Origin of the sequence: Spongiivirga citrea (genome assembly GCF_010671565.1) — a bacterium.
Classification (GTDB): domain Bacteria; phylum Bacteroidota; class Bacteroidia; order Flavobacteriales; family Flavobacteriaceae; genus Spongiivirga; species Spongiivirga citrea.
Genome location: NZ_JAABOQ010000001.1, coordinates 459,208 through 483,212 on the forward strand (window position 1 = coordinate 459,208; position 24,005 = coordinate 483,212).

General features: G+C 36.4%; 24 protein-coding genes. 11 read left to right on the top strand and 13 right to left on the bottom strand.

Features of this window, described 5'->3' with window-relative positions; translation table 11 throughout:
* Positions 1-12: 12 nt before the first annotated feature.
* A complete protein-coding gene (locus tag GWK10_RS02025) occupies positions 13-489 on the top strand; it encodes an SRPBCC domain-containing protein (protein ID WP_164029226.1) in 477 nt (158 codons plus the stop codon).
* A 4-nt stretch (positions 490-493) separates the two neighbouring features.
* Here GWK10_RS02025 and GWK10_RS02030 read toward each other — a convergent pair whose 3' ends face one another.
* A complete protein-coding gene (locus GWK10_RS02030; protein ID WP_164029227.1) occupies positions 494-1,087 on the bottom strand; it encodes an NUDIX domain-containing protein in 594 nt (197 codons plus the stop codon).
* Positions 1,077-1,520, bottom strand: coding sequence for a VOC family protein (locus tag GWK10_RS02035; RefSeq protein WP_164029228.1), 444 nt, complete (start codon positions 1,518-1,520; stop codon positions 1,077-1,079). Before GWK10_RS02035 ends, GWK10_RS02030 begins: the two co-directional genes overlap by 11 nt.
* A gap of 29 nt (positions 1,521-1,549) precedes the next feature.
* Here GWK10_RS02035 and GWK10_RS02040 point away from each other — a divergent pair, with 29 nt between their 5' ends.
* Entirely contained in the window at positions 1,550-1,924 is a 375-nt protein-coding gene (locus GWK10_RS02040) for a VOC family protein (RefSeq protein WP_164029229.1), read from the top strand.
* 3 nt (positions 1,925-1,927) lie between these two features.
* Here the strand turns inward: GWK10_RS02040 and GWK10_RS02045 are convergent, their stop codons facing one another.
* From GWK10_RS02045 to lysA, 4 genes are all read right to left on the bottom strand, one after another.
* A complete protein-coding gene (locus tag GWK10_RS02045; RefSeq protein ID WP_164029230.1) occupies positions 1,928-3,259 on the bottom strand; it encodes an APC family permease in 1,332 nt (443 codons plus the stop codon).
* 70 nt (positions 3,260-3,329) lie between these two features.
* Entirely contained in the window at positions 3,330-3,845 is a 516-nt protein-coding gene (locus tag GWK10_RS02050; RefSeq protein WP_164029231.1) for an SRPBCC family protein, read from the bottom strand.
* Positions 3,842-4,999 (bottom strand): serine hydrolase, encoded by a 1,158-nt coding sequence (locus tag GWK10_RS02055; RefSeq protein WP_164029232.1) that lies wholly within the window; start codon positions 4,997-4,999, stop codon positions 3,842-3,844. Before GWK10_RS02055 ends, GWK10_RS02050 begins: the two co-directional genes overlap by 4 nt.
* A 78-nt stretch (positions 5,000-5,077) precedes the next feature.
* On the bottom strand, positions 5,078-6,316 hold the full coding sequence (lysA, locus tag GWK10_RS02060) for a diaminopimelate decarboxylase (RefSeq protein WP_164029233.1): 1,239 nt from the start codon (positions 6,314-6,316) through the stop codon (positions 5,078-5,080).
* A 143-nt stretch (positions 6,317-6,459) separates the two neighbouring features.
* On the opposite strand from lysA, the gene GWK10_RS02065 reads away from it, so the two are divergent.
* Complete coding sequence (locus tag GWK10_RS02065) at positions 6,460-7,104, top strand: LON peptidase substrate-binding domain-containing protein (protein WP_164029234.1); 645 nt, start codon at positions 6,460-6,462, stop codon at positions 7,102-7,104.
* Positions 7,105-7,198: 94 nt separating this feature from the next.
* Positions 7,199-8,395: an ADP-forming succinate--CoA ligase subunit beta gene (sucC, locus tag GWK10_RS02070; RefSeq protein ID WP_164029235.1), complete on the top strand. Its 1,197-nt coding sequence runs from the start codon at positions 7,199-7,201 to the stop codon at positions 8,393-8,395.
* 56 nt (positions 8,396-8,451) lie between these two features.
* Here the strand turns inward: sucC and GWK10_RS02075 are convergent, their stop codons facing one another.
* Complete coding sequence (locus tag GWK10_RS02075; RefSeq protein ID WP_164029236.1) at positions 8,452-9,456, bottom strand: M64 family metallopeptidase; 1,005 nt, start codon at positions 9,454-9,456, stop codon at positions 8,452-8,454.
* A gap of 144 nt (positions 9,457-9,600) precedes the next feature.
* On the opposite strand from GWK10_RS02075, the gene GWK10_RS02080 reads away from it, so the two are divergent.
* The 4 genes from GWK10_RS02080 to GWK10_RS02095 all read left to right on the top strand — a co-directional run bounded on the left by GWK10_RS02080 (position 9,601) and on the right by GWK10_RS02095 (position 12,270).
* Entirely contained in the window at positions 9,601-9,942 is a 342-nt protein-coding gene (locus GWK10_RS02080; RefSeq protein ID WP_164029237.1) for a hypothetical protein, read from the top strand.
* A 202-nt stretch (positions 9,943-10,144) separates the two neighbouring features.
* Positions 10,145-10,579 (top strand): Hsp20/alpha crystallin family protein, encoded by a 435-nt coding sequence (locus GWK10_RS02085; protein ID WP_164029238.1) that lies wholly within the window; start codon positions 10,145-10,147, stop codon positions 10,577-10,579.
* Between the two features lie 193 nt (positions 10,580-10,772).
* On the top strand, positions 10,773-11,747 hold the full coding sequence (locus GWK10_RS02090) for a hypothetical protein (protein WP_164029239.1): 975 nt from the start codon (positions 10,773-10,775) through the stop codon (positions 11,745-11,747).
* Between the two features lie 244 nt (positions 11,748-11,991).
* Positions 11,992-12,270 carry a hypothetical protein gene (locus GWK10_RS02095; protein WP_204263072.1) on the top strand — a complete coding sequence of 93 codons (279 nt, stop codon included), beginning with the start codon at positions 11,992-11,994 and terminating at the stop codon, positions 12,268-12,270.
* A 4-nt stretch (positions 12,271-12,274) separates the two neighbouring features.
* Here the strand turns inward: GWK10_RS02095 and uvrB are convergent, their stop codons facing one another.
* From uvrB to GWK10_RS02115, 4 genes are all read right to left on the bottom strand, one after another.
* Complete coding sequence (gene uvrB, locus GWK10_RS02100) at positions 12,275-14,278, bottom strand: excinuclease ABC subunit UvrB (protein WP_164029241.1); 2,004 nt, start codon at positions 14,276-14,278, stop codon at positions 12,275-12,277.
* Between the two features lie 126 nt (positions 14,279-14,404).
* Positions 14,405-16,414: a T9SS type B sorting domain-containing protein gene (locus GWK10_RS02105; RefSeq protein WP_164029242.1), complete on the bottom strand. Its 2,010-nt coding sequence runs from the start codon at positions 16,412-16,414 to the stop codon at positions 14,405-14,407.
* Positions 16,415-16,482: 68 nt separating this feature from the next.
* Positions 16,483-17,316 carry an ABC transporter permease gene (locus GWK10_RS02110; protein WP_164029243.1) on the bottom strand — a complete coding sequence of 278 codons (834 nt, stop codon included), beginning with the start codon at positions 17,314-17,316 and terminating at the stop codon, positions 16,483-16,485.
* A 15-nt stretch (positions 17,317-17,331) separates the two neighbouring features.
* The gene (locus GWK10_RS02115; RefSeq protein ID WP_164029244.1) at positions 17,332-18,240 is read right to left on the bottom strand and encodes an ABC transporter ATP-binding protein; all 909 of its coding nucleotides are present in this window, start codon (positions 18,238-18,240) and stop codon (positions 17,332-17,334) included.
* An 86-nt stretch (positions 18,241-18,326) separates the two neighbouring features.
* Here GWK10_RS02115 and GWK10_RS02120 point away from each other — a divergent pair, with 86 nt between their 5' ends.
* Complete coding sequence (locus tag GWK10_RS02120; protein ID WP_164029245.1) at positions 18,327-19,397, top strand: hypothetical protein; 1,071 nt, start codon at positions 18,327-18,329, stop codon at positions 19,395-19,397.
* A 104-nt stretch (positions 19,398-19,501) separates the two neighbouring features.
* Here the strand turns inward: GWK10_RS02120 and mnmA are convergent, their stop codons facing one another.
* Positions 19,502-20,689 carry a tRNA 2-thiouridine(34) synthase MnmA gene (gene mnmA / locus GWK10_RS02125; protein ID WP_164029246.1) on the bottom strand — a complete coding sequence of 396 codons (1,188 nt, stop codon included), beginning with the start codon at positions 20,687-20,689 and terminating at the stop codon, positions 19,502-19,504.
* A gap of 62 nt (positions 20,690-20,751) precedes the next feature.
* Positions 20,752-21,444, bottom strand: a complete 693-nt coding sequence (locus GWK10_RS02130; protein WP_164029247.1) for a toxin-antitoxin system YwqK family antitoxin — start codon at positions 21,442-21,444, stop codon at positions 20,752-20,754.
* A 260-nt stretch (positions 21,445-21,704) separates the two neighbouring features.
* Between GWK10_RS02130 and GWK10_RS02135 the strand changes: the two genes are divergently transcribed.
* Both GWK10_RS02135 and GWK10_RS02140 read left to right on the top strand, forming a co-directional pair.
* Positions 21,705-22,691, top strand: coding sequence for a fasciclin domain-containing protein (locus GWK10_RS02135; protein WP_164029248.1), 987 nt, complete (start codon positions 21,705-21,707; stop codon positions 22,689-22,691).
* A 163-nt stretch (positions 22,692-22,854) separates the two neighbouring features.
* Positions 22,855-23,988 carry a fasciclin domain-containing protein gene (locus GWK10_RS02140; protein WP_164029249.1) on the top strand — a complete coding sequence of 378 codons (1,134 nt, stop codon included), beginning with the start codon at positions 22,855-22,857 and terminating at the stop codon, positions 23,986-23,988.
* Positions 23,989-24,005 lie beyond the last annotated feature (17 nt).

Here is a 24,005-nt window from a genome sequence, read left to right on the forward strand (position 1 = left end):
AAACCTAATAAAATGAGTACTCAAGACACTCCCTTCTCTGAAGCGCAAATGCGTATTAGAAAACCCGCTTCTGAAGTTTTTGAGGCTTTAGTCAATCCTGAAATCACCAAGAATTTTTGGTTTACGAAAGGCAGCGACCGTCTTACGGTTGGAAAAGAAGTGATATGGGAATGGGAAATGTACAATATTACTACCAAGGTTGTTGCACAAAAAATTATTGCGAATAAGCATATTCAGTTTAATTGGTATGGCGGAGACAACTTTACCAAAGTTGATTTTGATCTAAAGGAACTTAGCGACAATACAACGTTTTTGACTGCCAAGCATTATGAATTAGGAGTCACAGGAAGTGATCTTATTGAAGCAATAAAAGATTCCACTGGGGCCTTCCATATTGTGTTAATCGGACTTAAAAGCTATTTAGAATATGGCATCAACCTTAGATTAATTGAAGATAAGTTTCCTAAGGAAATAATGGATCATTCTTAAAAGCTTATATAAGCTTATTTATTTGCGCATACTGCAATAACATCATTGTCTTTGCATCTTTGATTTCACCCTTTTGCATCATCGCCACAGCTTCTTTAAAGGGGATTTCCAGCACTTCAATATTTTCAGTTTCATCGTCATGACCTCCTCCTGTTCCGACTTTCATTTCAGAATCGTATTCAGCTATAAAAAAATATAAAATTTCGCTTACCGATCCGGGAGACATATAGGCTTCAAACACCTTTTTTACTTTAGAAATGCGATAACCAGTTTCTTCTTCGGTTTCTCGTTTAATAGCCTCTTCTGGTTGTTCATCATCTAGCAAACCAGCCGGCAATTCGATCATCATTCCGGTTTCATTCCCGTTAACATAGGTCGGAATTCTAAACTGACTTGTCAGAATAATAGTCTTCTTTTCTTTATTGTAAAGCAAAATCACCGCCCCATTACCACGATCATAAACCTCGCGATGCTGCTCTTGCCAAGAGCCATTTTTTAATTGATAATTGAAGAAATACTTCTTTAAGGTGTACCAATTATCAGAAAGTAATTCCCATTTTTTAATCCTAACACCTTTGTTGCTTAGTTTATTTGCCATTGATCTCAATCCAATATCCGCTAGGATCTTTTAAATATACTTGTCGTATTCCATCTGGTCTATCGTTTGTTGCATTCGCTTTGCCAAACCAGTTTTCAAAACCTATTTTTTGTTTTTGAAGGTGTTTAATGAACATATCAAGATCATTTACACGAAGTGCAAAATGAACTCCTTTTACATCGGCTTGCTTATGATTCTTATCTTCAATAATGTGTAATTCGGTATTGTTGCCTAAAGAAAACCAACGAATATGATCAAGACCTGTGCCGTCTTCAATTTCTTTTAAACCAATAACATTCATATAAAATTGCGCACTTTCAGAAAGGTCTTTTACAAGAATGGCCTCATGATCAAACTGAACTTCAATCTCTTGAGCAGAAAGCACTGAAATAGACAAAGTGCCTATTAATAAAATATTTCTGAGTATTTTCATCTAGTAAAGTACGTAACAATTTTTTACAGATGAAAGGATATATCAAAGAGATTCACCCAGTGCTACCAGTCAAAAATGTTTTCGAATCCTTATTGTACTATACTGATAAGCTTGGATTTAATGTCGCATTTGCTGATGACGAAAAGAATCCGACCTACGCCGGCATCACCAAAGACGGGATTGAAATTCATTTACAATGGCATGATGCAAGCGAATGGGAAGCTGGAATTGATCGGCCAATGCTTCGATTTGTAGTACAACATATTGAATCACTTTATGAAGAATATAAATTAAAAAGTGTGTTTCATAACCACACTTCCTTATCAGAAAAACCATGGGGAACTAAGGAGTTTGCATTTTATGATCCCGATATGAATGGACTTACTTTTTATTGTGATCTTTAGTGGTTATTGGCCCTTATAATACCAAAAAGGAATTCTGGCAATACGCCAGTCCGAAGTATCCTTCCGCCAAATACGTTTTCGTTGAACATCTAAATAGTGTTTCCCTTCTTCGAGTCCCTTCAAGTTTACAAAAGTCTCAAAACCCAATTCGTCTTTTCTACTTTGCGCAAGAATAAAATCGCTTTTATACTTAACCGTATCGATTTTTATAGTAACAATCTCGTTGAAGGTCTTTAAATATTCTAATTTAATACTGTCCCGGTTTCGCCTGGGCGTATTATTACCATTATTAAATTGTAAATCAAAATGTAAACCTCGATCATCTTCTTCGGGCTCAATACCTTGATTAAAATCGAAAACAGCATCTTCTAGACCATCATCATAAACAATGAATACTTGTAAGTAAGGCTTTGTTATTACTTTAGATGGTATTGCCGCACGATTAATAAAAACATCGTCTTTGTCTTCAAGAAGATTCTCATAATTCCTATTGTTAGCATAAATCGAGTTCGACACATCAGAAGTCTCGAAATAATTTGAATTTTTGAAATATAAGGAGCTAGCAAATAATATAATTATATACAAAGGCACGAGAATAAAACTCAAACGCTTACCAAACTTGTGATCTAGAAAATTGTAGACAAGGGGCCGGTATAGAAATGATAATGTAATGAAACTGAAAACCCAATAAACGGGAAAGTATATTTTAGAAATCCACTGTTTCTTTTTTAACCAACCTTGTGTAATAAAATCAAAAAAAGTTAGTAACATACCAAAGACAATGAAAAGCAACAAAGGAATACCTAATCCATTAGAAATGTAGCCTGGTAGATCATCGCTGCTAATTATGTAATTGGCTACCAGAAAAATACAAAGTATAATAAGTGTAAACGAAAAAACATAAAAAATGAGTAAGAAAGAAATAGCAAAAATGACACTACAATAATTTTCAAGCGTTCCTATGTATCGATCAAAAGATCCTATTTTCTTCTGAAGGTATTTTGTGAATTTTGGAGAGTAGTTCAAAGCCTCATAATCTATGTCCCCGGAAACATAGCGTAGTCCTAAGGCACCAATCCACAAACCTCTTAAAATAACATGCAGAAGTAAATTGAATAATAAAATAAAACATGAAATAAGAGCAATGTTTAATGTGATATACCCTGCAGGATTCTCTACATTTCTTGCCTCCGTAGCTGCAATACCAATTGGGTCTAAAGCAGTGAATAATCCGAAAATGGCAAAACCAGAAATAATAAGTTCTAATTGCCAGCTTTCTTCCTGTAATTTTTCCAGTAATTTTTTGAAGGAAGTTTTAGTGTAGTCGGTACTCATAAAAGTTGTTTAGTACTGTAAATATAATGGTTGCTTGAATTCGTTACACCTAATAAAGGAGACATCTATTTTACATATTAACAAATTCATAACCCGCTAATGGTTCGTTACGAAGATCAACCTCCGTTTCATTAAGCAGAACACCATGCTCTAAATATGCTTTTAAATTAGCGAGCCAAAAGGTCCAGCCATTACTACAACCATAATGAATATCGAGTTTGTTTTTATCATCAGTCGGTATGTTAGATTGTATAAGCTCTAGCAAAACTGCATCTCCTTTTTGATACATGTTTACTTCAACTTTACAATCACCAGCAAAACTCCAAGCTATACTATCTTTTCCATTTGCAGCCATTACTTTTCCTTTTTCTGCAGTATCCCAATTATGCCACATCCAAGTATATGAATCTCCTTCTTGAATAAATTCTCCTGGTACTCGCACGCTACCAGAATCAGAAATATACTCAGCATTACGAAGAAACCATGAAGCAATGCCATCAGCAGTGCCCCAACACCAATACAATTTTTCGAGTGTTGTTTTAATGTAAATCTTTTTAGTGAACGAATCGAAACCTAACTTTTTCATTGGTCTTGCGTTTTTCTATTTAGTTCATATTGATATACCTGACGTCCTAATTCAGCTAAAAAAGGAATTCCAACCTCATCATATTCATAGGTATCATCATTAAAAATTTGATTTTCATTGACATGAATTGTGGCTGTCAGAATAAAAGCGATCTTATTTTCATAATCAGTAATGTAAGCACAGTCCGTTAAATATCCATAAGCATACCCCACCTTGTTATAAACTGAAACATTAGCAGGAATCGGGTCTTTTTTATCGCCGTACATGAAAAACTTAACGTAACTATCATAGTAGGTCTCGGGATCATATTTTTTGAACTTTACATCCTTTGGTAACGTTGACATCGCCACAATGAGAAACTCTCTATCTACTTTACTGATATCAAAACGCTTCTGTTCGTCGAACAAATTAGGAATCACTAACTGCTTCATGCTATTGTGCATGGCGCTTAGTGAATAATAATTCTTTTCAGAAAAATCCATAGGTTTTTCTATTAGCTTACCTCCTTCTTTATATCCTTTTCCTTTACTAACTTTAGTAATGGCTATTGGCATAACTACCTGATTCTTGATACTTTCTTGTCGATGCGCTAAACTATCCCCTATGAAAAACATCATTGTTTTGGTTTCATTTTTTGCAGAATTAGGAATAGATAATCGGTGTGCCAATCGCGAAGGCACTAGACCTTTTTCTTCCATTTTTTGATTGATATAATCTCGGCCTAAAAATTCATACAATCGGTTAAAAGCGGCATTATCGCTTACAGCGAAAATTTCGATGATATCTTTTGATATGGTATGTTGAATGCTGTCGCCTTCGAATTGATAAGGTGTATTTCTATTTACATTGATATTGTTCTGCTGCATTGCCTTCAATTTCTCTAAAGCAAGAAAGGCAATTGGCATTTTTACAGTACTAGCAGGATAGAAGTATTGATTATTATCTAGCTGAAAACTGTGATCTGTAAAGTAAGGCTTGCCAACACTATCTCGATCAATCTGGGTGTACAGTATTTGCACCTCATGACCTTCAAGATCATTCATTACTTTTTTAAGAATAGGATTATCTGCATCCAAAATCTTTTCAATCGGTGTTTGATCTTTTTTACAAGACACCATAAATAGTATCGCAAAAAGAATGGTCAGTCGGCTCATGGATTGGCTGTTTATCTTTTAAAGATAAAAAAAGCCCTAACAATAATGTTAAGGCTTGTGTATTAAACTTAGATATGTCTATTTAACCAACACTTCTTTATTCAATGCTATTGATAAATCAACATCAACTTGATTATGAAGTAGATCGTCAAAGGTTTCCCTCTTACGAATTAAGTGGGCTTTATTTTGATGCCATAGGACTTCGGCAGGACGGTATCGTGAATTGTAATTAGATGCCATGGTCATGCAATAAGCACCAGCATTTTTGAAGCAGAGAATATCGCCTTCTGATATTTCATTAATACGACGATTGTTAGCAAACGTATCCGTTTCACAGATATAACCAACCACTGAATAAAAACGCTCACGTCCTTTTGGATTGGATATATTTTCTATTTCATGCTGCGAACCATACAACATCGGACGGATTAAATGATTAAAACCAGAATCTACCTGCGCAAAAACGGTTGATGTGGTTTGTTTTACCACATTTACCTTGGCAAGAAAATATCCTGCTTCACTTACCAAAAATTTACCTGGTTCAAAAGCTAGGGTGAGATCTCGACCATATTCGGTACAGAACTCATTAAATCTAGTTGACAATTTTTCTCCTAGCTCTTCTATATTTGTTTCTATATCGCCAGCTTTATAGGGCACTTTAAATCCGCTACCAAAATCGATAAATTCTAGATCTTTAAAATTCTTGGCGGTCTCAAACAAGATTTCAGAAGCATACAGGAATACATCGATATCTAAAATATCACTTCCTGTGTGCATGTGAATACCGTTAATGTTCATTCCCGTATTTTCAACAATGCGCAACAAATGTGGAATTTGGTGGATGCTTATTCCGAATTTGGAATCGATATGACCTACCGAAATATTGGTATTCCCTCCTGCCATTACATGCGGATTAATTCTAATACAAACAGGAACGTCCGGATGTCTGGTACCGAACTGTTCGAGAATTGAAAGATTATCAATATTTATTTGAGCTCCTAGTGAAGTAACTTCTTCTATTTCTTGCAGCGAGACACCGTTTGGAGTAAAAATAATTCGCTCGGCAGCAAAGCCAGCTGCCAAACCAAGTTTCACCTCTTGAATAGAAACAGTATCAAGACCAGCTCCTAATTGGTTCATCAATTTTAAAATAGAGATATTGCTGAGCGCTTTACAAGCGTAATTAAGTCTTAAATTTGGTACAGCGCCAAATGCATTATTAAGTCGATTGTATTGATTGACAATAGTGTCGGAGTCATATACATATAATGGGCTGCCAAATTCAGACGCCACATTTAAAAGATCGGTCGTATTCATGTTCTAATTTTTGATAAAACTAGTAATGATGTTTTTCTGAAACAAATTCCAATATTGATTTTTATAAATTTACAACAAAATGTTGTATTTATAACAAATATAAATTATTGATATTTTCGTACATTTAAAATGAAAAAGAAAAAATGTCTGAAATCCTGCCACTATTCCCCCTACAACTAGTTGCTTATCCTGGCGAGCGTATTCCGCTACATATTTTTGAAGACCGGTACCAGCAATTGATTCAAGATTGTGAAGAACTGGACATCACTTTTGGCATTCCAGCTGTTGTTGATGATCAACTAAAATATGGCACCGAAATAAAATTGGATTCCGTAGTAAACCGATATGAGAATGGAGCTTCTGATATTATTTGCGTAGCGGGTCGGGTTTTTAAGATAGATGATTTTATCAATCCGCTTGAAGACAAACTATATGCCGGTGGTCGCGTTACCTGGATTAGTGATATTGATGATGGTACTGAAGCACAACGTAACCTTCTCTTTCAACTAATTAATAAATTGTACGATCTTATAGATACCGATCTTCCTAAAGATATTGACACGGTAACCAACAGCTATCAATACGCCCATAGAATTGGGATGAGCATTAAGCAAGAACATGACCTTCTTGGTCTTACCAGTGAACAGGAAAGGTTACAATTTATGATCGATCATATTCGTGAAATCATTCCGGTGCTCGACGAGGTGAATCGAACAAAATCCATCATCCAAATGAATGGTCATTTTCGCAACTACGACCCACTAGATTTTAAAGACTTCTCTGTCTAATTCCTTTTTGTAAAGTTGCCACTAATTATATCGAAATTCTCTAAATGGTTTCCTATTTTTGCAATCGTATAAAGCATAATAGCATTCAACCAAGATGAATTTACACGAATATCAAGGAAAAGAAATATTAAACAGTTTCGGTGTTCGCATACAACGCGGTATCGTAGCTCAAAATAAAAATGAAGCAGTAGCTGCTGCAAAGCAACTAACCGCTGAAACAGGAACAGGGTGGCATGTAATAAAAGCCCAAGTTCATGCAGGTGGTCGTGGTAAAGGTGGTGGCGTTAAACTTGCCAAAAACCTTGAACAAGTAGAAGAAATTGCTGGACAGATTATCGGGATGAACTTGATCACTCCGCAAACATCTGCTGAAGGTAAAAAAGTACATCAAGTATTGGTTGCTGAAGATGTTTACTATCCTACTGAAGGTGGTGAAACAAAAGAGTTTTATATGTCAGTTTTATTAAACCGTTCTAGCGGTCGGAATATGATCATGTACAGTACCGAAGGTGGTATGGACATTGAGACTGTTGCAGAAGAAACGCCGCATTTAATTTTTACCGAAGAGATCGATCCATCTGTAGGATTAATGCCGTTTCAAGCAAGAAGGGTTGCATTTAACCTAGGTTTAAGTGGAGCTGCATTTAAAGATATGACCAAATTCGTATCAGCTTTATATAAGGCCTATGTTAGTTCAGACGCTTCATTATTTGAGATTAATCCTGTTTTAAAAACAACTGATGATAAAATCATGGCTGTCGATGCCAAGGTAACGATAGATGATAACGCATTGTACAGACATAGAGACTATGTTGATATGCGCGATCTTCGTGAGGAGAATCCTATTGAAGTTGAAGCCAAAGAAGTTGGATTAAACTACGTAGATCTTGACGGAAATGTTGGCTGTATGGTAAATGGTGCTGGCCTCGCTATGGCAACTATGGACCTTATCAAGCAAGCTGGAGGTGAACCTGCAAACTTTTTAGATGTTGGTGGTACTGCTGATGCGAAGCGCGTTGAGGAAGCCTTCCGTATCATTCTAAAAGACCCTAATGTAAAAGCAATCTTAATCAACATTTTTGGTGGTATCGTTCGTTGTGATCGTGTAGCACAAGGTGTTGTTGATGCTTATAAGAATATGGGTGATGCTATTAAAGTGCCAATCATCGTAAGATTGCAAGGTACAAATGCAGATATCGCAAAAGAATTAATTGACAATTCAGGACTGGATGTACAATCGGCTGTACAGTTTCAAGAAGCAGCTGACAAAGTACAGGCTGTTATCGGATAAATTATCTTAATCAGATAAATAATATTTAGAAATAAGAGGGAGATTTTTTCTTCCTCTTATTTTTTTGTCGACACACAACCTTGAAGAGGTAAATAAAGTTTTGAGGTTCCTTGCTTCGATGATCTTACAAACTCATCATTATTGATAAAATCATCTTCAAAAGAATAAGGTAATTCGTTTATTTCATGAATTCGTTTTACTATTTGCTCCCTTGACGGTGTATTGAAGAACCTCCATCCTCCTTTCATTAAACTTTCCTGTTCCGGTCGCCAGACATTATTTGGCACATAACCCCCACCTTCATAGGCTCCAACAAAATCAGAATAGTTTGGATGGGCTGCAATGTAATTCCATTTTATAGCCGTTAGATCATTTGTATTATCTAGGTTATTAACGAAGGATGCATCATAATTCTCATCTCGATTTTCTTCAAAAAAATATTCATCCGCCAAGCCACCTAAAGCATGACCCACCTCATGAACCATTGTTTCTAAATTATTCTCACTAGCAATTGCCATTATTCCATTGGCCGCTCCGTTAATAAAACTTCCCTTTGATACAATCATAATTAAATGAATGTTTTCTCGGGCTGGCACCGCTCTTTCGGCATATTTATAAACTACTTCCTCATCATTAACAAATACAATTGCTCTTGGTGCATTAAAAAAATTGTTTTCAGAAAGCCTGAGGTCCAATGCCGTATCGTACGTTGTATCATTAAAGCCATCGACTCCTGTCTCCTGAGATTCAGTATAAACTATATGAACATTAAAAAACTGCTCTCGTCCTTTGAATGGTGGAATCGTAAATAAAAAATCAATCTGTTCCTTCACTTCTTGCTCATAGGCCCCGTTAATTTGTAGATCATTTCTAACAAAGCCGTCCCCCATAATCACAATATTTACCCCTTTCGAATTATTGGCAAATAGCGTTTCAACCTCTCCGTCCTTATGGAGGTCAGATTCTTCTATCTCTGGTTGAAAGCTCGGATCAATTCGCGAGTCTTCATAACCAGAACAGGATACTAGCAGAATTGTGAGAACCAATATCACATACTTCATACACTAAGAATAGTTATTCGCTCCACATTGAAACAGCGTTAACAAATTGCCAATCAACGTTAAAGTACGTTAAAAGGTAAAACGGCTTGTAACACTTCTTATTGTTTGACCGTCTTTATAGTATCAATCATTAAATAGAACATTATGAAAAAAATCAGTGTTTTCTTATTGGCAACCGTTTTTGCCGTAGGAAGTGTTCTCGCGAACGAAACAGAACCAAAAACAATTAACAACGCAGCCATTTCTGCCGAAATGACTAAGCTCTTAAAAACCCCAGAATTTGATTTAAATGAGGATGTAAGAACCTTAGTAAAATTTACATTAAATGACGAAAATGAAATTGTCGTTTTATCAATCGACTCTAAAGATCAGCGTGTAAGAAGCTATATAAAATCTAGCTTAAACTATAAAAAACTTGACACTAAAGTTAACAAGGAAGACTTACCAGAATTCAAACTTCCTGTAACTATTAAGAAAAGTAAATAACAAACAAACCTTAGGAGAAAGAATCCGATTTTGACAGGTTCAAAGTCGGGTTCTTATTATATAAAACAAAAAAGTGTCATTTTGACATTGTTTTTTATTCCAAAGATGACAGAACGGCAGTTTTTATTAACTGGTATATAATTTGACTAGTATTCATTGAATTTGAAAGTTAATATTCAATCAAACTTAAAAATATAAGACAATGGGTTTAGTTAAAAGAAAAAATGATATTTGGTTTCCTTCTTTATTAGAAGATGTTTTAGGAAATGATTTTTTAGGCAATACAGCATTAAAATCATTTAAAAATAGCACCCCATCGGTGAACATTATAGAATCTGATGCTAATTTCACTTTAGAAGTTGCAGCACCAGGGCTAAAAAAAGAAGATTTTAACATTGCATTAGACAACGATGTGTTGAGTATTGCATCTAATAGAAAAGACGAAACAACAGAAAAAGAAGGTAATTATACAAGACGGGAATTTAATTATGTTGAGTTCAAACGTTCTTTTACAATTCCAGAAACTGTAAACAGCGAAGACATTAACGCTGTATATGAAAATGGAATTTTAGTAATTACACTTCCTAAAAAAGAAGAAGCAAAAGTACCTGCGAAACGCGAAATATCGATCGCATAATAGGGTATAAAGATTTTCCAGTGTTTGCTAGGATGCTGGAAGTTTGGTTAGTTAGTTTGAAAGCGTCCCGTGATTTTACGGGACGCTTTTTTTATACAACACCCTAGAAATCTATTTCTTACAATTTAACAAGTAGGGTTAATGACCTAAGAGTTGTTATAATTACGGTAATAACCCCAAAACCACCATTATTATGAAATACCTACACCTATTGGCACTTTCATTTGTGCTATTATTTGGTTCTTGCTCTAAAGAATCAACTCAAGAACAAGAGGAATTACTAAATGCTCAATTCGCAACTACCAAATCTGGATCAGACTGCAATACTGCTTTTGTCAAAGGAGATGATACCGTCTCAACATGTTTTCTAAAAGATGGTTTTAGAAGATGGGGTTGGACGATTGGTCCATTAACACCCGGAGATTATTCATTTCCTATTTATGCAGGCGCAGGTAGATGCGATATTGAAAAAGGTGCCTTAGCGGGGACTCTTAATGTGAGCTTCGACGGATCGAGCGATACGGTTGATGTAGCCTACGTTGCTAATAACGGATTCGAATTTACTGAAACACATTTATACATTGGTAGCACTCCATATCCTATGATTAAAAAAGGAAAAAGAGCAAAAGCGACAGTTGCTCCGGGTAAATACCCTTACCAACATGCCAATCCCATAAATCGGAAAAATGACGAGTATAACATTACAGATGTAAAAGAAAATAAAATATACATGATTGCACATGCTGTGGCTTGTGAAGTACCTTTAGATGTAATTGAGGACCCGATTGATGATCAACCTGTAGACGAACCAGTCGATGAGCCTACACCAGAAGAAAATTGTGTAACATGTAATAATGGTGTAAGCAATCTAATCCTAAAATATACTGGCTCAACTGCAACCAATCTAATCATATTCCCAGAAGTGGGAGATGCCTTATTTGATGAAACAGTACAGCCTGGTCAGATTATTGAAATAAACGGTGCGATGGTCGATGGCTCCTTTGGATCTCTCTTAGAATTCTACCTTAATTTTGAGTATGATGCCGTTATGTATACAGATTGCTCAAGAAGAATAGGGCCTGAATTAACAAAAGGATCGTTTGAAGTGATTAGTGGAAAAACCACTGCTGGAGATTCATTATGCCCAGTGTCGTTCGAACCATTTTAGAAAACAAATTCCTTAAATATCGAAAAGTCCGCTAGTTATAGTGGACTTTTTTATTGCACAACATTCAAGTTAGCAATAGTATAATTTAGTAAACTATAAAAAAGACAATCATAAAAGTTTTTTGTTTATAGTGCTAAAAAAAAGATCCCACTCTAAACATACAATCATATTTTCACGCGACAGTAGGGTATTTAGGATTTAAATTGTTCTATAACAGTAAACCCAAATACTACACACCATGAACATGGATCAAAAATTAGCCTTTTGTAAGCAATGTCAAAAAAGATCATTCGATCGTAATATCGGAATGGTCTGCTCACTTACACAACGTAAACCTGATTTTATTGATAACTGCGCTACCTATGTTGCGGACCCCAAAGAAGTACAGAAGCAAGCTGATCGTATTAAAGAAGCAGCCTACACGGCTAATACTGAAAAATCATCAACAGGATCAAGTATTTGGGCTGTGGTTGTGGGTATTTTAGCTATCATTAAAATTATAGCAATATTTGCAAGAAACTAGCCCCCTAGGCTAGTTCCTTTATTTTATCCTGGGCAACTTTAATCTCATCACGAAGTTTAGCGGCTTGCATAAAGTCAAGATCCTTAGCTGCTTTTTCCATAGCTTTGCGCTTCTCGCGAATTTTCTTTTCTAATTGCGGTTTGGTTAAATATTCGCTTTCAGGTTCCGCTGCAACTTGCGGCATCTCCTCATCAAAGCGATATGGGCTAAAGGCTTTGCCTGCCAATGCGCTATCAATGCTTTTCTTTAAAGCTTTTGGAGTAATGTTATTTTTATTGTTGTATGCAATCTGCTTTTCACGACGATAGGTCGTTTCATCAATTGTTTTTTGCATACTATTGGTAATCTTATCAGCATACATAATTGCCATACCGTTTAGGTTTCGTGCAGCACGTCCTACCGTTTGAGTTAGCGATCGGTTGCTTCGCAAAAAGCCTTCTTTATCGGCATCTAAAATAGCAACTAAAGATACCTCAGGTAAATCCAATCCTTCACGAAGCAGATTCACCCCAATAAGAACGTCAAAAATACCTTTTCTCAAATCTTGCATAATCTCTACACGCTCTAGTGTATCAACGTCACTATGGATATATCGACAGCGAACTTGAATACGCGTTAGATACTTTGCCAACTCTTCTGCCATCCGCTTAGTAAGTGTCGTAACCAAAGTACGTTCATCTCGTTCGACTCTTACTTGAATTTCTTCAATTAAATCATCAATTTGATTTAAGCTCGGGCGCACTTCAATAATAGGATCGAGCAGTCCGGTGGGCCGAATTACCTGCTCGACATACATTCCTTCTGTCTTCTGCATTTCATAATCCGCGGGTGTGGCACTTACATATACAACTTGGTTTTGTAGTGCTTCAAACTCATCGAATTTTAATGGCCGGTTGTCCATTGCTGCAGGTAATCGAAATCCATAATCAACAAGGTTCTCTTTTCGGCTTCGGTCACCGCCATACATGGCATGTACTTGTGAAATCGTTACATGACTTTCATCTACCACCATCAAATAATCATCCGGAAAGTAATCTAGCAAACAAAAAGGCCTTGTACCAGCCGCTCTACCATCCAAATAGCGCGAATAATTCTCAATTCCTGAGCAATATCCTAATTCCCGGATCATCTCCAAATCAAAATTAGTGCGTTCCTCAAGGCGTTTTGCTTCCAAATGTTTACCAATATCTTTAAAGTAATCCACCTGTTTTACAAGATCATCCTGAATTTGATAAATGGCATTTTGCAACACATCTTGCGAGGTCACAAACATATTTGCTGGATAGATATTCAGTCTATCATATTTTTCTAAAATGGCATTGGTTTCTGGATCAAATGCTTCTATCTCTTCAATTTCATCACCAAAAAAATGGATGCGAAATGCGATATCTGCATAGCTCGGAAAAATATCAACCGTATCTCCTTTAATTCTAAAATTACCGCGTTTAAATTCCGCCTCTGTTCTTGAATATAAACTTTGTACTAGCTGATGTAGTAATTTAGTTCTTGAGATTATTTGATCTCTTTTAATCTTGACTACATTCTTTTGAAACTCAATCGGGTTTCCTATACCGTACAAACAAGAAACTGATGCGACAACAAGAACATCTCTTCTACCCGATAGTAAAGAGGACGTTGTGCTTAATCGCAGCTTCTCAATATCTTCATTAATAGATAGATCTTTTTCAATATATGTCCCAGTTACAGGAATATATGCTTCTGGCTGATAGTAGTCATAATAGGACACAAAATACTCAACCGCATTATCCGGAAAAAACTGCTTAAATTCCGAATACAATTGGGCGGCTAATGTTTTGTTATGTGCTAATACCAAAGTTGGTCGCTGCACTTCTTTCACAACATTTGCAACGGTAAAGGTTTTACCTGAACCCGTTACCCCTAATAAGGTTTGATAACGCTCTCCAGAGGTAATACCATTCACTAATTGACTTATGGCTTCTGGCTGGTCACCAGTCGGATCGAATTCTGATTCTAGCTTGAATTGCATCTTGTAAAATTACGGATTTATGATGCGAATCTGAATTCAAAGTTCGCTAAAAAAGCTTTCTGAAACGGCGCCGAGTCAAAATCATTACTCACTACTAACAATCATTGAGCCTACCCTAGTTAATCATCATCTTTTTAGTGCAAAATGCCCTTTGAAGTTACGCCCATCTTCCAGTTCAACTGTAAACCAATAATCAGTAGAAGGATATGGCTTACCGTCGACCAAACCATCCCAACCCGGGCTATCTGTTCGTATTTGTTTTATAAATTTGCCAAACCTATCGAAGATATAAATCTTGGTATCGGTGGGTATAGAATTGTCTATTCCTTTTATTTGCCAAGTATCATGAAAGCCATCGGCATTAGGTGTAAAGTATCTCGGGTATCCGATAACTGCCACCTCAAATTCAGTAATACCACAGCCATTTTTATCTCTTATATAAATTGTCCTAAAACCAGGTCTTACATTATCGAAAAAATTACTGTCCTGATACGTTCCTTCAGGATTATCTAACACATATTCATAGTCGCCTTCTCCCTCAACAAATACTTCTAATGTATTGTTATCCATGATATCTTGAACGTCAACATCTGTAACTGTTGCAATATTTGAAGCAATTACTTCAAAATCCATATCATCTTCACATCGCGGGCCAAATGGACTGTTTTCAAATACTGTAAGATTGTACATTCCAGCTTCAGTAATGGCAATTTGAGAATCAGTTTCTATAACAGTATTATCTCCTACCCTTCTCCATTCATAGCCATCGAAACCAAAAGGAGCATTAATACGCAGTGGTTCAGGAAGATTATTTAAACACAGAATGAATTCAGAAGGCATTACAATAACAGGCAACGGAATTACTAATAAAGTAAGTTCTGTAATTTGAGCACTACAGCCCTGAGAACCTCCGTCTACGCGAACGTATAAAAAATCTGGACCTGTTACCAAATCCCCGGTAACGGGATTTTGGTTGTTTTGAGCTTCTGCCAGTGTTCTGTGAAATGTGATGGTTACATCTGGAGCTAAACCAATTTCAGTATAAATCTGATTTCGTTTACGTTCTAGGTCAAAAAGACCTATATCATCTCTATCGACTCCGTTGGAATCATCACAGACAGCTAAAGGTGGAATACTATTTAAAACTGGCGTAGTAGCACTATCGAAATCGCAACCTACTCTTAACCGTAATCTTACAACCTCATCACAACCTGCGGCATTGCTAACCCGCACATATACTTCTTGCGGATTCGCAATATTATCATAAGCAGTCGGATTCGGAATCTCATCAGTAATTGAGTTATTCTGAGCATCATCAATATCTTCAAAAAACTGTAATGTTAATCCGGGAGTTGTATTGGTTATTTGATTATAAGCTGAAGTAAGATCGAATGTATTAATACCGTTTGCATTGGTATCTGGAAGTGTCAAAACACTCACATTATTGGCATTAACCCCAGTCTCAACCACCAGATTGAAGGGGCCCGTGGTAAATACCAATGGATCTGTAATATCTTGTGCTCGATACCAAATTTCTTGCGGATTAATAGTATTGGAAAAATTCTCAGGATCGACGATCAGATTAGTCGCGTCGATTGCATCTTGTTCTGTTAAGTAATAAAAGATCGCAATATTAGGATCGCCCTGAGAAATCTCATCATTTTTTTCAGTAAGATCGAACACTGTTAACCCATCAAAATTTTGTTGTCCTTCGCATTCAACTAAATCCGTTACACCCGCTGTAACACTTCCCGTTCCCGTGCTAAAAAATTGAAACTTACATGCTGGATCTGCTGGCCCATCAAGATTGTAAGGTATTATCTGTATAAAAATGATCGTATTTGCCGGTAGATCAGCCGCTGGATCATAAAATAATTGATTTCCAACATCAACATTATTAGCAATATTTCCAGCGGTAGGAGTAACGGTACTAACAGTAATTCTATATCCCAAAGCATCGTCTTCTTGCTCCCAAGTGATATTTGTATCAATGGCTACGCCAACAGCTCCATTAATTGGCGCTGTTAAATCGACACATCCAGGAGGAACAAAAACTTCGCTAAAAGCCTGATTTTGTTCTACATAGAAAAATAAAAATACAACTAGAAAGAAAGCGGAGATTCGGTTGGTAGTCATAATTAAGATTACAATAGAAAACGTAATGGGTTAAGGTCTTCTAGAATAACTTAAAAAATGACAAAATATTATAAATCTCTACGTTTTAATAAAGCGTATGACCAGTATATAAAAAGTGAGCTCCACACCAATACGATTAATATCTCATACCAATGTACAGCATAATCAAATTTTAGATCTTCACCTATTTGCTGTCCTAGGTTTTGCACTGCAGACAATCTACTAAAAGGCTCGTTAATCAAATTCGCCATTGATTCTAAAGGAAAGAAATTCTTGATCTGTTTTGCCGTATCCCAGGTGGTCAACTTCCATCCTATTAATCCAAATAGCAACTGCTCGATGATAGTCCACAATATTAAAAAGCCTAATGCAAAAGCCGAGCGCTTCACCAATATTCCGAGAAATAAACAGAAAGAAAAGAAACCGACCAACTTTATAAAAAAGGCAAGAATGAATTCCAAATCGGAAAAAATTATTCCTATTTCATTGTAATCAGAATATCCGAGACCTAGCAACAGAGAAACAACAAAAATAAATACAGTCGATACTGCCGCAAAAGCCAGTACCGTTAAAAATTTAGAGTAAACAAATTCCCATTTACTAAACCCATCGATCAAATTTTGCTTGATGGTTTTATTGCTGTATTCATTTGCCATCATAGACACAATGACCACGGCTAAAAACAGCTTAAAGAAAGCAGCAATAAACGTATTAAAATGCCATACATAGGGAAAGTTAAATATACCTAGTTCAGCTAAATGAAATTTAATTGGCCCTATATCAAACTTGATAGCCGCCACCAATGATATTAATGTTAGTAGGACAAAATAAGCAACTATTAATACCTTGCTCGCTCTATTATTCCAAAGCTTTATCCATTCTATTTGAAGTAATCGTACCATTTTTTGATTGCTGTTTTAGTTTGATTGATTTTGAGTGATGGTTAAGAACTGCTCCTCGAGACTCTCTTTTCTTTGTACTAAATGAGAAAGGACAATGCCTTTTTCAAATAGCAATTTATTCAGCTCATTTGATTTTAATGGCTGGTTCAAGAAAGCGGTGATTAAGTCGCCTTCCGTTGTGATTTTTCCGAAAGCATTATGAGATTCTAAGAGCTGCACCAATTCGCCGTTTGCTTCACTTTTTAACTCGAAGAAACCGTGACTCGCAACCATCTCATCTACTCGGCCGCCGTATAATTTTTCTCCTTTACGAAGAATTACCACATGGCTACATACCTTCTCTACCTCATCTAATAAATGAGACGCCAGCAAAATCGTAGTACCCTGACTTGCAATTTTCTTAATTATTTCCCGTATTGAATGAATTCCTTCAGGATCTAGTCCGTTTGTAGGTTCGTCCAATATCAATATCTCAGGATCATTTAATAAAGCTGATGCAATAGCTAAACGTTGTTTCATACCTAAACTATAGGTGCGAAACTTGCTATTTTTGCGCTCTAACAGTCCTACTATCTTAAGCTTTTCTTCTATTTTATCCTGAGAAACGCCTTTAATTTTACAGACCAATTTCAGGTTCTGTATCGCAGTCATATACGGATAAAAATTAGGTCGCTCGATGATTGCGCCTACCCTTTTTAAAGCTTCGTGGGTTGATACGTTTCCGTCGAACCAATGGAAATCTCCAAGGGTTTTATTTACCACATTTAAAACAATACCTAGGGTGGTACTTTTTCCACTTCCGTTGGGGCCTAAAATGCCATAAACATTGCCTTTTTCTATGGTAAATGAAAGATCTTTGACCGCAGTAATATGCCCGTACTTTTTAGTCAGGTTATTAATGGTCAAAATAGTTTCTGAACTCATGTTTGGTTTGATTGATTATGTGTGTATGACGACCAAAATACAGTTTTGTTACAAGAAAGATGCTAACTTTACCCAAAAGCCTCTTAATGAGTGAAGAAAAACTAATGTCGAAGAAAAAACCGTCTTATCCGGTTAACAAGCAGCTTCATCTGTATCTAAATGAATACAATAGGAATATTAAAATTCCCATTTTTTATGATGATTTGCTACGCTTTTCGGGATCTATTGTGGTATATGACAAAAATGATCAAGATACCTTATGGGTGCGGGTGTATTATTCTGAATTTGAGCGGGAAGAAATAGACCTTAGTTTAAAGAAAGTATACACCATTTTACATTCCGATGGTAATGAGGAAACAATCCCTTTTTTAAATGTCGATGCGATTGATTATTGCACCTTCGGAAATTCAAAGCCTTTTCGCGTTAAGATTCGAAATGTCCTGAATGATAATTACACTTATTTCTACGTCAAAAAAGCTGATGCTTCTCGAATTTACGGTTTAGAGTTAGAGCATATGCTATCGCCCCATAACCTGAACTTTTTAGTTTATAAAGACACTTTAATTGAGGAGCATATTGCTGGAATTCCTGGTGATGTTTTTATAAAAGAAGAACTTCCAAAGGTTACAGAAAGTGCCAAATCACAAATCGCAAAAGAGTTCGTTAAGTTTAACGAACGTTGTATGATTCGTCTGCTAGGCGATATGCGGTCATATAACTACGTTATTGTTCCTGTACATGATTTTGATCATGTAGTATATCGTATTCGAGCAATTGATTTTGACCAACAATGTTTTGAAGGTAAATTAAAAGTCTACCGACCTCAGTTTTTTAAAGAGAATAATAAAATGGTAGAGCTGGTTCAAGAAAAACTACAAAAGCGATCTGTCGATCAATACAAGATTGAAGAACGCTCAATTGTTGCAAGGAGAATGTTAGCCACAGAAAATCAACTTGAAGATCTGTTATTGTGCATGCTAAATGATGAAATATCATTAATCGATCATATCAACCAATTAAAAACGGAAATTTTCAATCTAACCGGAGATATCGAATTCAAAAAAAGCTCCAACATGGGCGAAGTCATGAAAGCTGCACTGGACTTTGTAAGAAGAAACTATGAAAATGTGAATATGCGAAGATTGATGATGGAATGAGTACCTCTTTAAATTCCAAAAAACAAAATCCAAATTTCAACAAGGAACACCTATAGGATATCAAACAATAAAACATTGAACTCGTCACTCTGAACTTAAAAGAATCAGCCAATAACTCCAGAACCCACTAACTCATCCCCTACATACCAAGCAACAAATTGCCCAGCAGTAATGGCAGACTGTGGCTCATCAAAATCGACATATAAACCTGAATCTACTTGATATAGTGTAGCTGTTTGAAGTGGTTGGCGGTAGCGAATTCTCGCCTCCACACGCATGGTTTCATCTATATTTAATCGCATATCTTCACGAACCCAATGCACTTCATCTTGATTTACAAAAAGCGTACGTCGATAGAGACCAGGATGTGCTTTTCCTTGCCCAGTATAAATGACATTTTCATTGACATCAGTATCAATAACGAATAATGGTTCAGCAGTTCCGCCAACAGCCAATCCTTTTCGTTGACCGATAGTAAAATAATGTGCGCCTTGATGTTTACCCACTACATTACCTTGATCTACCGAATAGTCAATTTTATTTGAGAAAAACGCTAGTTCATCTTCTTTTGAATCAAAATCTGGGATTGATTTTTGATAAAACGATTGATCCTCTGGAATTTCAACAATAACACCTTCTTTAGGTTGTAATTGCTGTTGCAAAAAGTCCGGTAGCTTCACCTTTCCTATAAAACACAAACCTTGAGAATCTTTTTTCCCTGCGGTAATTAAGTCTTGTTCTTTTGCAATTTCACGCACTTCAGGTTTGGTCAAATGCCCTATCGGAAACAAGGTTTTTGATAATTGCTCCTGCGAAAGCTGACACAAAAAATAAGATTGATCTTTGTTGCCATCTGCTCCGGCTAATAACCGATGAACTGGCTTTCCTTCAACTTGAATAGTATCTTTTTGGCAATAATGCCCTGTAGCGACATAGTCTGCACCCAAACTCAAAGCGATTTTTAAGAATACATCAAACTTTATCTCACGATTACAAAGTACATCAGGATTTGGTGTACGACCGCGCTCGTATTCATTGAACATATAGTCAACGATACGCTCCTTATATTCTTTACTTAAATCAACTGTTTGAAAAGGGATTCCGAGTTTCTCGGCAACAATTAATGCATCGTTACTGTCTTCGAGCCACGGGCATTCATCTGAAATAGTAACAGAATCGTCATGCCAATTCTTCATAAACAGGCCAATCACCTCATATCCTTGCTCTTTTAAAAGATATGCGGTTACACTACTATCTACTCCACCAGAAAGTCCAACTATTACTCGTTTCATTTTGCATTTTTCACTTACCAAACAGCTGTCGCTATTTGATCTGCAAAATTACAACAACCTGTTTAATATTCAATAGTTACTGGCTTATTCCAGTTCTTGTAATCAACTTCTTTCACCAGCTTATCTCCTTCATAGTATTTCCATAACCCAGCCTTTCTATCGGCGGCGTATTCGCCTTTTATAATAACACTGCCTTTTATGTCATAATAAGTAGCTGGACCGCGTAATTTACCATCAACATATACCACTTCGTGAATAATGGTTTGATTGGGTGCATATTTTTTTGAAGGGCCATCTTTCAGTCCAAATTTGTATTGAAATGTTTCTGACAACTTCCCATTTTTATAGTATATCTCATATAAACCGTCAAGCTCGCCACTTTTATAACTCTCTTTAGACAACAAGGTTTTTCCGTCTTTTTGAAAGAGTTCCCAAACACCTTCGCGTTTTTTATCTACGAGTATTCCTTTGCTGATCAATCTTCCAGAAAGCGCAAAAAATTTAACTTCTACCTCTGTGCTTCCACTCTTAAAAAACCGAGTTGCAACTGGTTGATCCTTACTTTTCCTTGTGTAAAACTTAAAAAGCCCCACTTCTTTGCCGTGCTCAAACTGACCTTCATAACGAAGCTGTTTGGTTCCATCGAAATACTTTTTCCAGATACCATGACGCTCGTTATTCTCATCAAACTGATTAATACTCTGTGCAACCATTGATTGAGCGAATAACAAAAGAAAAACTACGAGTGATTTCATTTTTTAAAATACTTCTTTATTTTTTTTACTTAGTAATAAACATCCAATACGCATCACAATAACGTATCTAAGACATCGCTAGTATTTCAAAAATACTGCCAAACCCTCCGTTAAGACCAATACTTCCTAAAAATCAGTTATCGCTGATTGTTAAACTTTTATTAAAACCGATGAACGTAAGCAACCATTTGCAATAATGCGCAACTTAATGTTGTTTAATAAAATGTAAAATATCTTAAACAAAAATCAAATTAAACATTATGAAATCTATCTTCAAAAAAACCCAAGTCTTATTATTGGCATTTACAGCAGTATTTGCTTTTTCATGTAGTGATGACGATGATGGTGGTGATCCACCAGCAACGTTAAATATTGTTGAAACTGCCCAAGCAACTGCCGATTTAAGCAGTCTAGTTGCAGCTTTACAAGCGGCAGATGGTGACTTAGTAACTACATTAAGCGGTAGTACAAATTATACGGTCTTAGCTCCCACCAACGCTGCTTTCTCGACCTTCCTTAGTGAAAACAATTTTGCTTCTTTAGGAGATGTTCCTACAGACGTTTTAGCTCAAATTTTATTAAATCATGTAATCGAAGGTAAAATACGCTCTGCAGTATTAACGAGTAATGGTGCCGGATATACAAACACACTATCAACAGGGCCTAATGATACGAACTTGAGTATTTATTACAATACAAGTGAAGGAGTAAAATTTAATGGTATATCTACGGTATCAACTGCAGACGTTGACGCTTCTAATGGGATTGTTCACATTGTAGATAAAGTAATCGCTAGACCCAATATCGTGACTTTTGCGACCGCCGATCCCAATTTTTCTGTGTTAGTTAGTGCTTTAACAAGAAGTGATGTCGCTGACCAGAATTATGTAACCACCTTAGCTGGCACAACCAATTCTCCTTTTACAGTTTTCGCACCTATAGATACAGCGTTTACCGATTTACTAGGAGAACTAGGAGTTAGCGAACTAAGTGATATTGATACTGCAACCTTAGTAGCGACATTAAATCACCATGTTGTTGCTGGTGCCAATGTGCAGTCCGGTCAAATAATGGATGGTATGACCGTAGCGACTCTTGGTGGGGACGTAACGGCAAATATTGATCCTGTAAGCATTACCGATGCTCGTAGTAGAGTAAGTAATGTAATTGCAGCGGATGTGCAAGCAACCAATGGTGTAATACATGCTGTTGACAAAGTTATTTTGCCACCAGCGCCAAGTAACTAACTCCCAGACATCTATATTGATTATATAGTTGAAAAGGCTAGCTTGATGTTAAATCAGACTAGCCTTTTTTATACCATATCAAGACGTTAATCGAATAAATATGTACTTTATTTGTTGGAAACAATAATTTATACTGTTTCCGTTCAATGGCAAACTAAATGCCATGCACAAATTAATTAAAAGTACTGCGTACCTGCTAGCTTTCTCCTTTTTATTTTTTGGATGTGAAGTTCAGACGTTAGATCCTGAATTGGAACAGCTTCTAGAAGATATTCAAAACAACGCCGACGATGATACGGAAGGTGATCAACAAAGCGAAGGTGACAATGATGACTCAAATGACGGATCAGGTCAAGGAGATGGTTCTGACGGCAACAGTGATGGATCAGATGGAGGTAACGACGGTTCTGGCGACGGAAATAATGATGGTGGTAATGACAATGCCACACAAAACATCATTCAATACATCATTGCAGACGCCAATTATAGCACCTTTAAAGATGCCCTTGATCGTGTTGGGTTAACCAATGCCCTAAACAACGATACCGGAAGTTTCACAATTTTTATTCCTGATAACGATGCTTTCGATCGATATTTTGCTACTCTGGGAATTGATATTACACTCGACAATATTCAAGCTAACCTTTTAACTGCCATTATAAACTATCACTTAAAAAGTGGAGCAACAGCGAGTGGAGATTTCATGAATGGCTATGTTAGTACTCTTGCGAAAGAACCTAGCAATAACCAAGATATTGATCTGTATATACAAACGGGTTCAAGTATTACCATAAACGGTACGGTTATGATTGAGCAGGCCGATATTGCTGCAACTAACGGAACCATTCATAAAGTAACTGAAGTTTTAAAACTTCCCGCTGTATCCGATTTTATAAATGCTGATCCCCAAATGTCCTCTTTAAAAAGTATTGTAACTGATGATATTAATGCAGCTTTATCTGATCTTGATACTGATTTCACCATTTTTGCACCAACCAATCAAGCGATTAACGGGACAGATCTTAGCGGGTTCACAAGCGAACAAGTGGTAAGTATTTTAAATTATCACACAATAGTTGCCACCGGTGGTCAAAAAATATTGATCTCTGCCAGATTAATGGACGGAATGAGTATTACCACTCAGGAAACAGGTGTCTTAACAGTAAGCAAAGTAGGAAATGATATTAGTATTACTGATGAAAAAATGAATACTAATACGCTAAGCACCCTTGATATTCAAGCGTGGAATGGCGTTGTACATATGGTAGATGGTGTTCTATTACCCGATAGTATATAGATCGTTTCGCTCAAGAA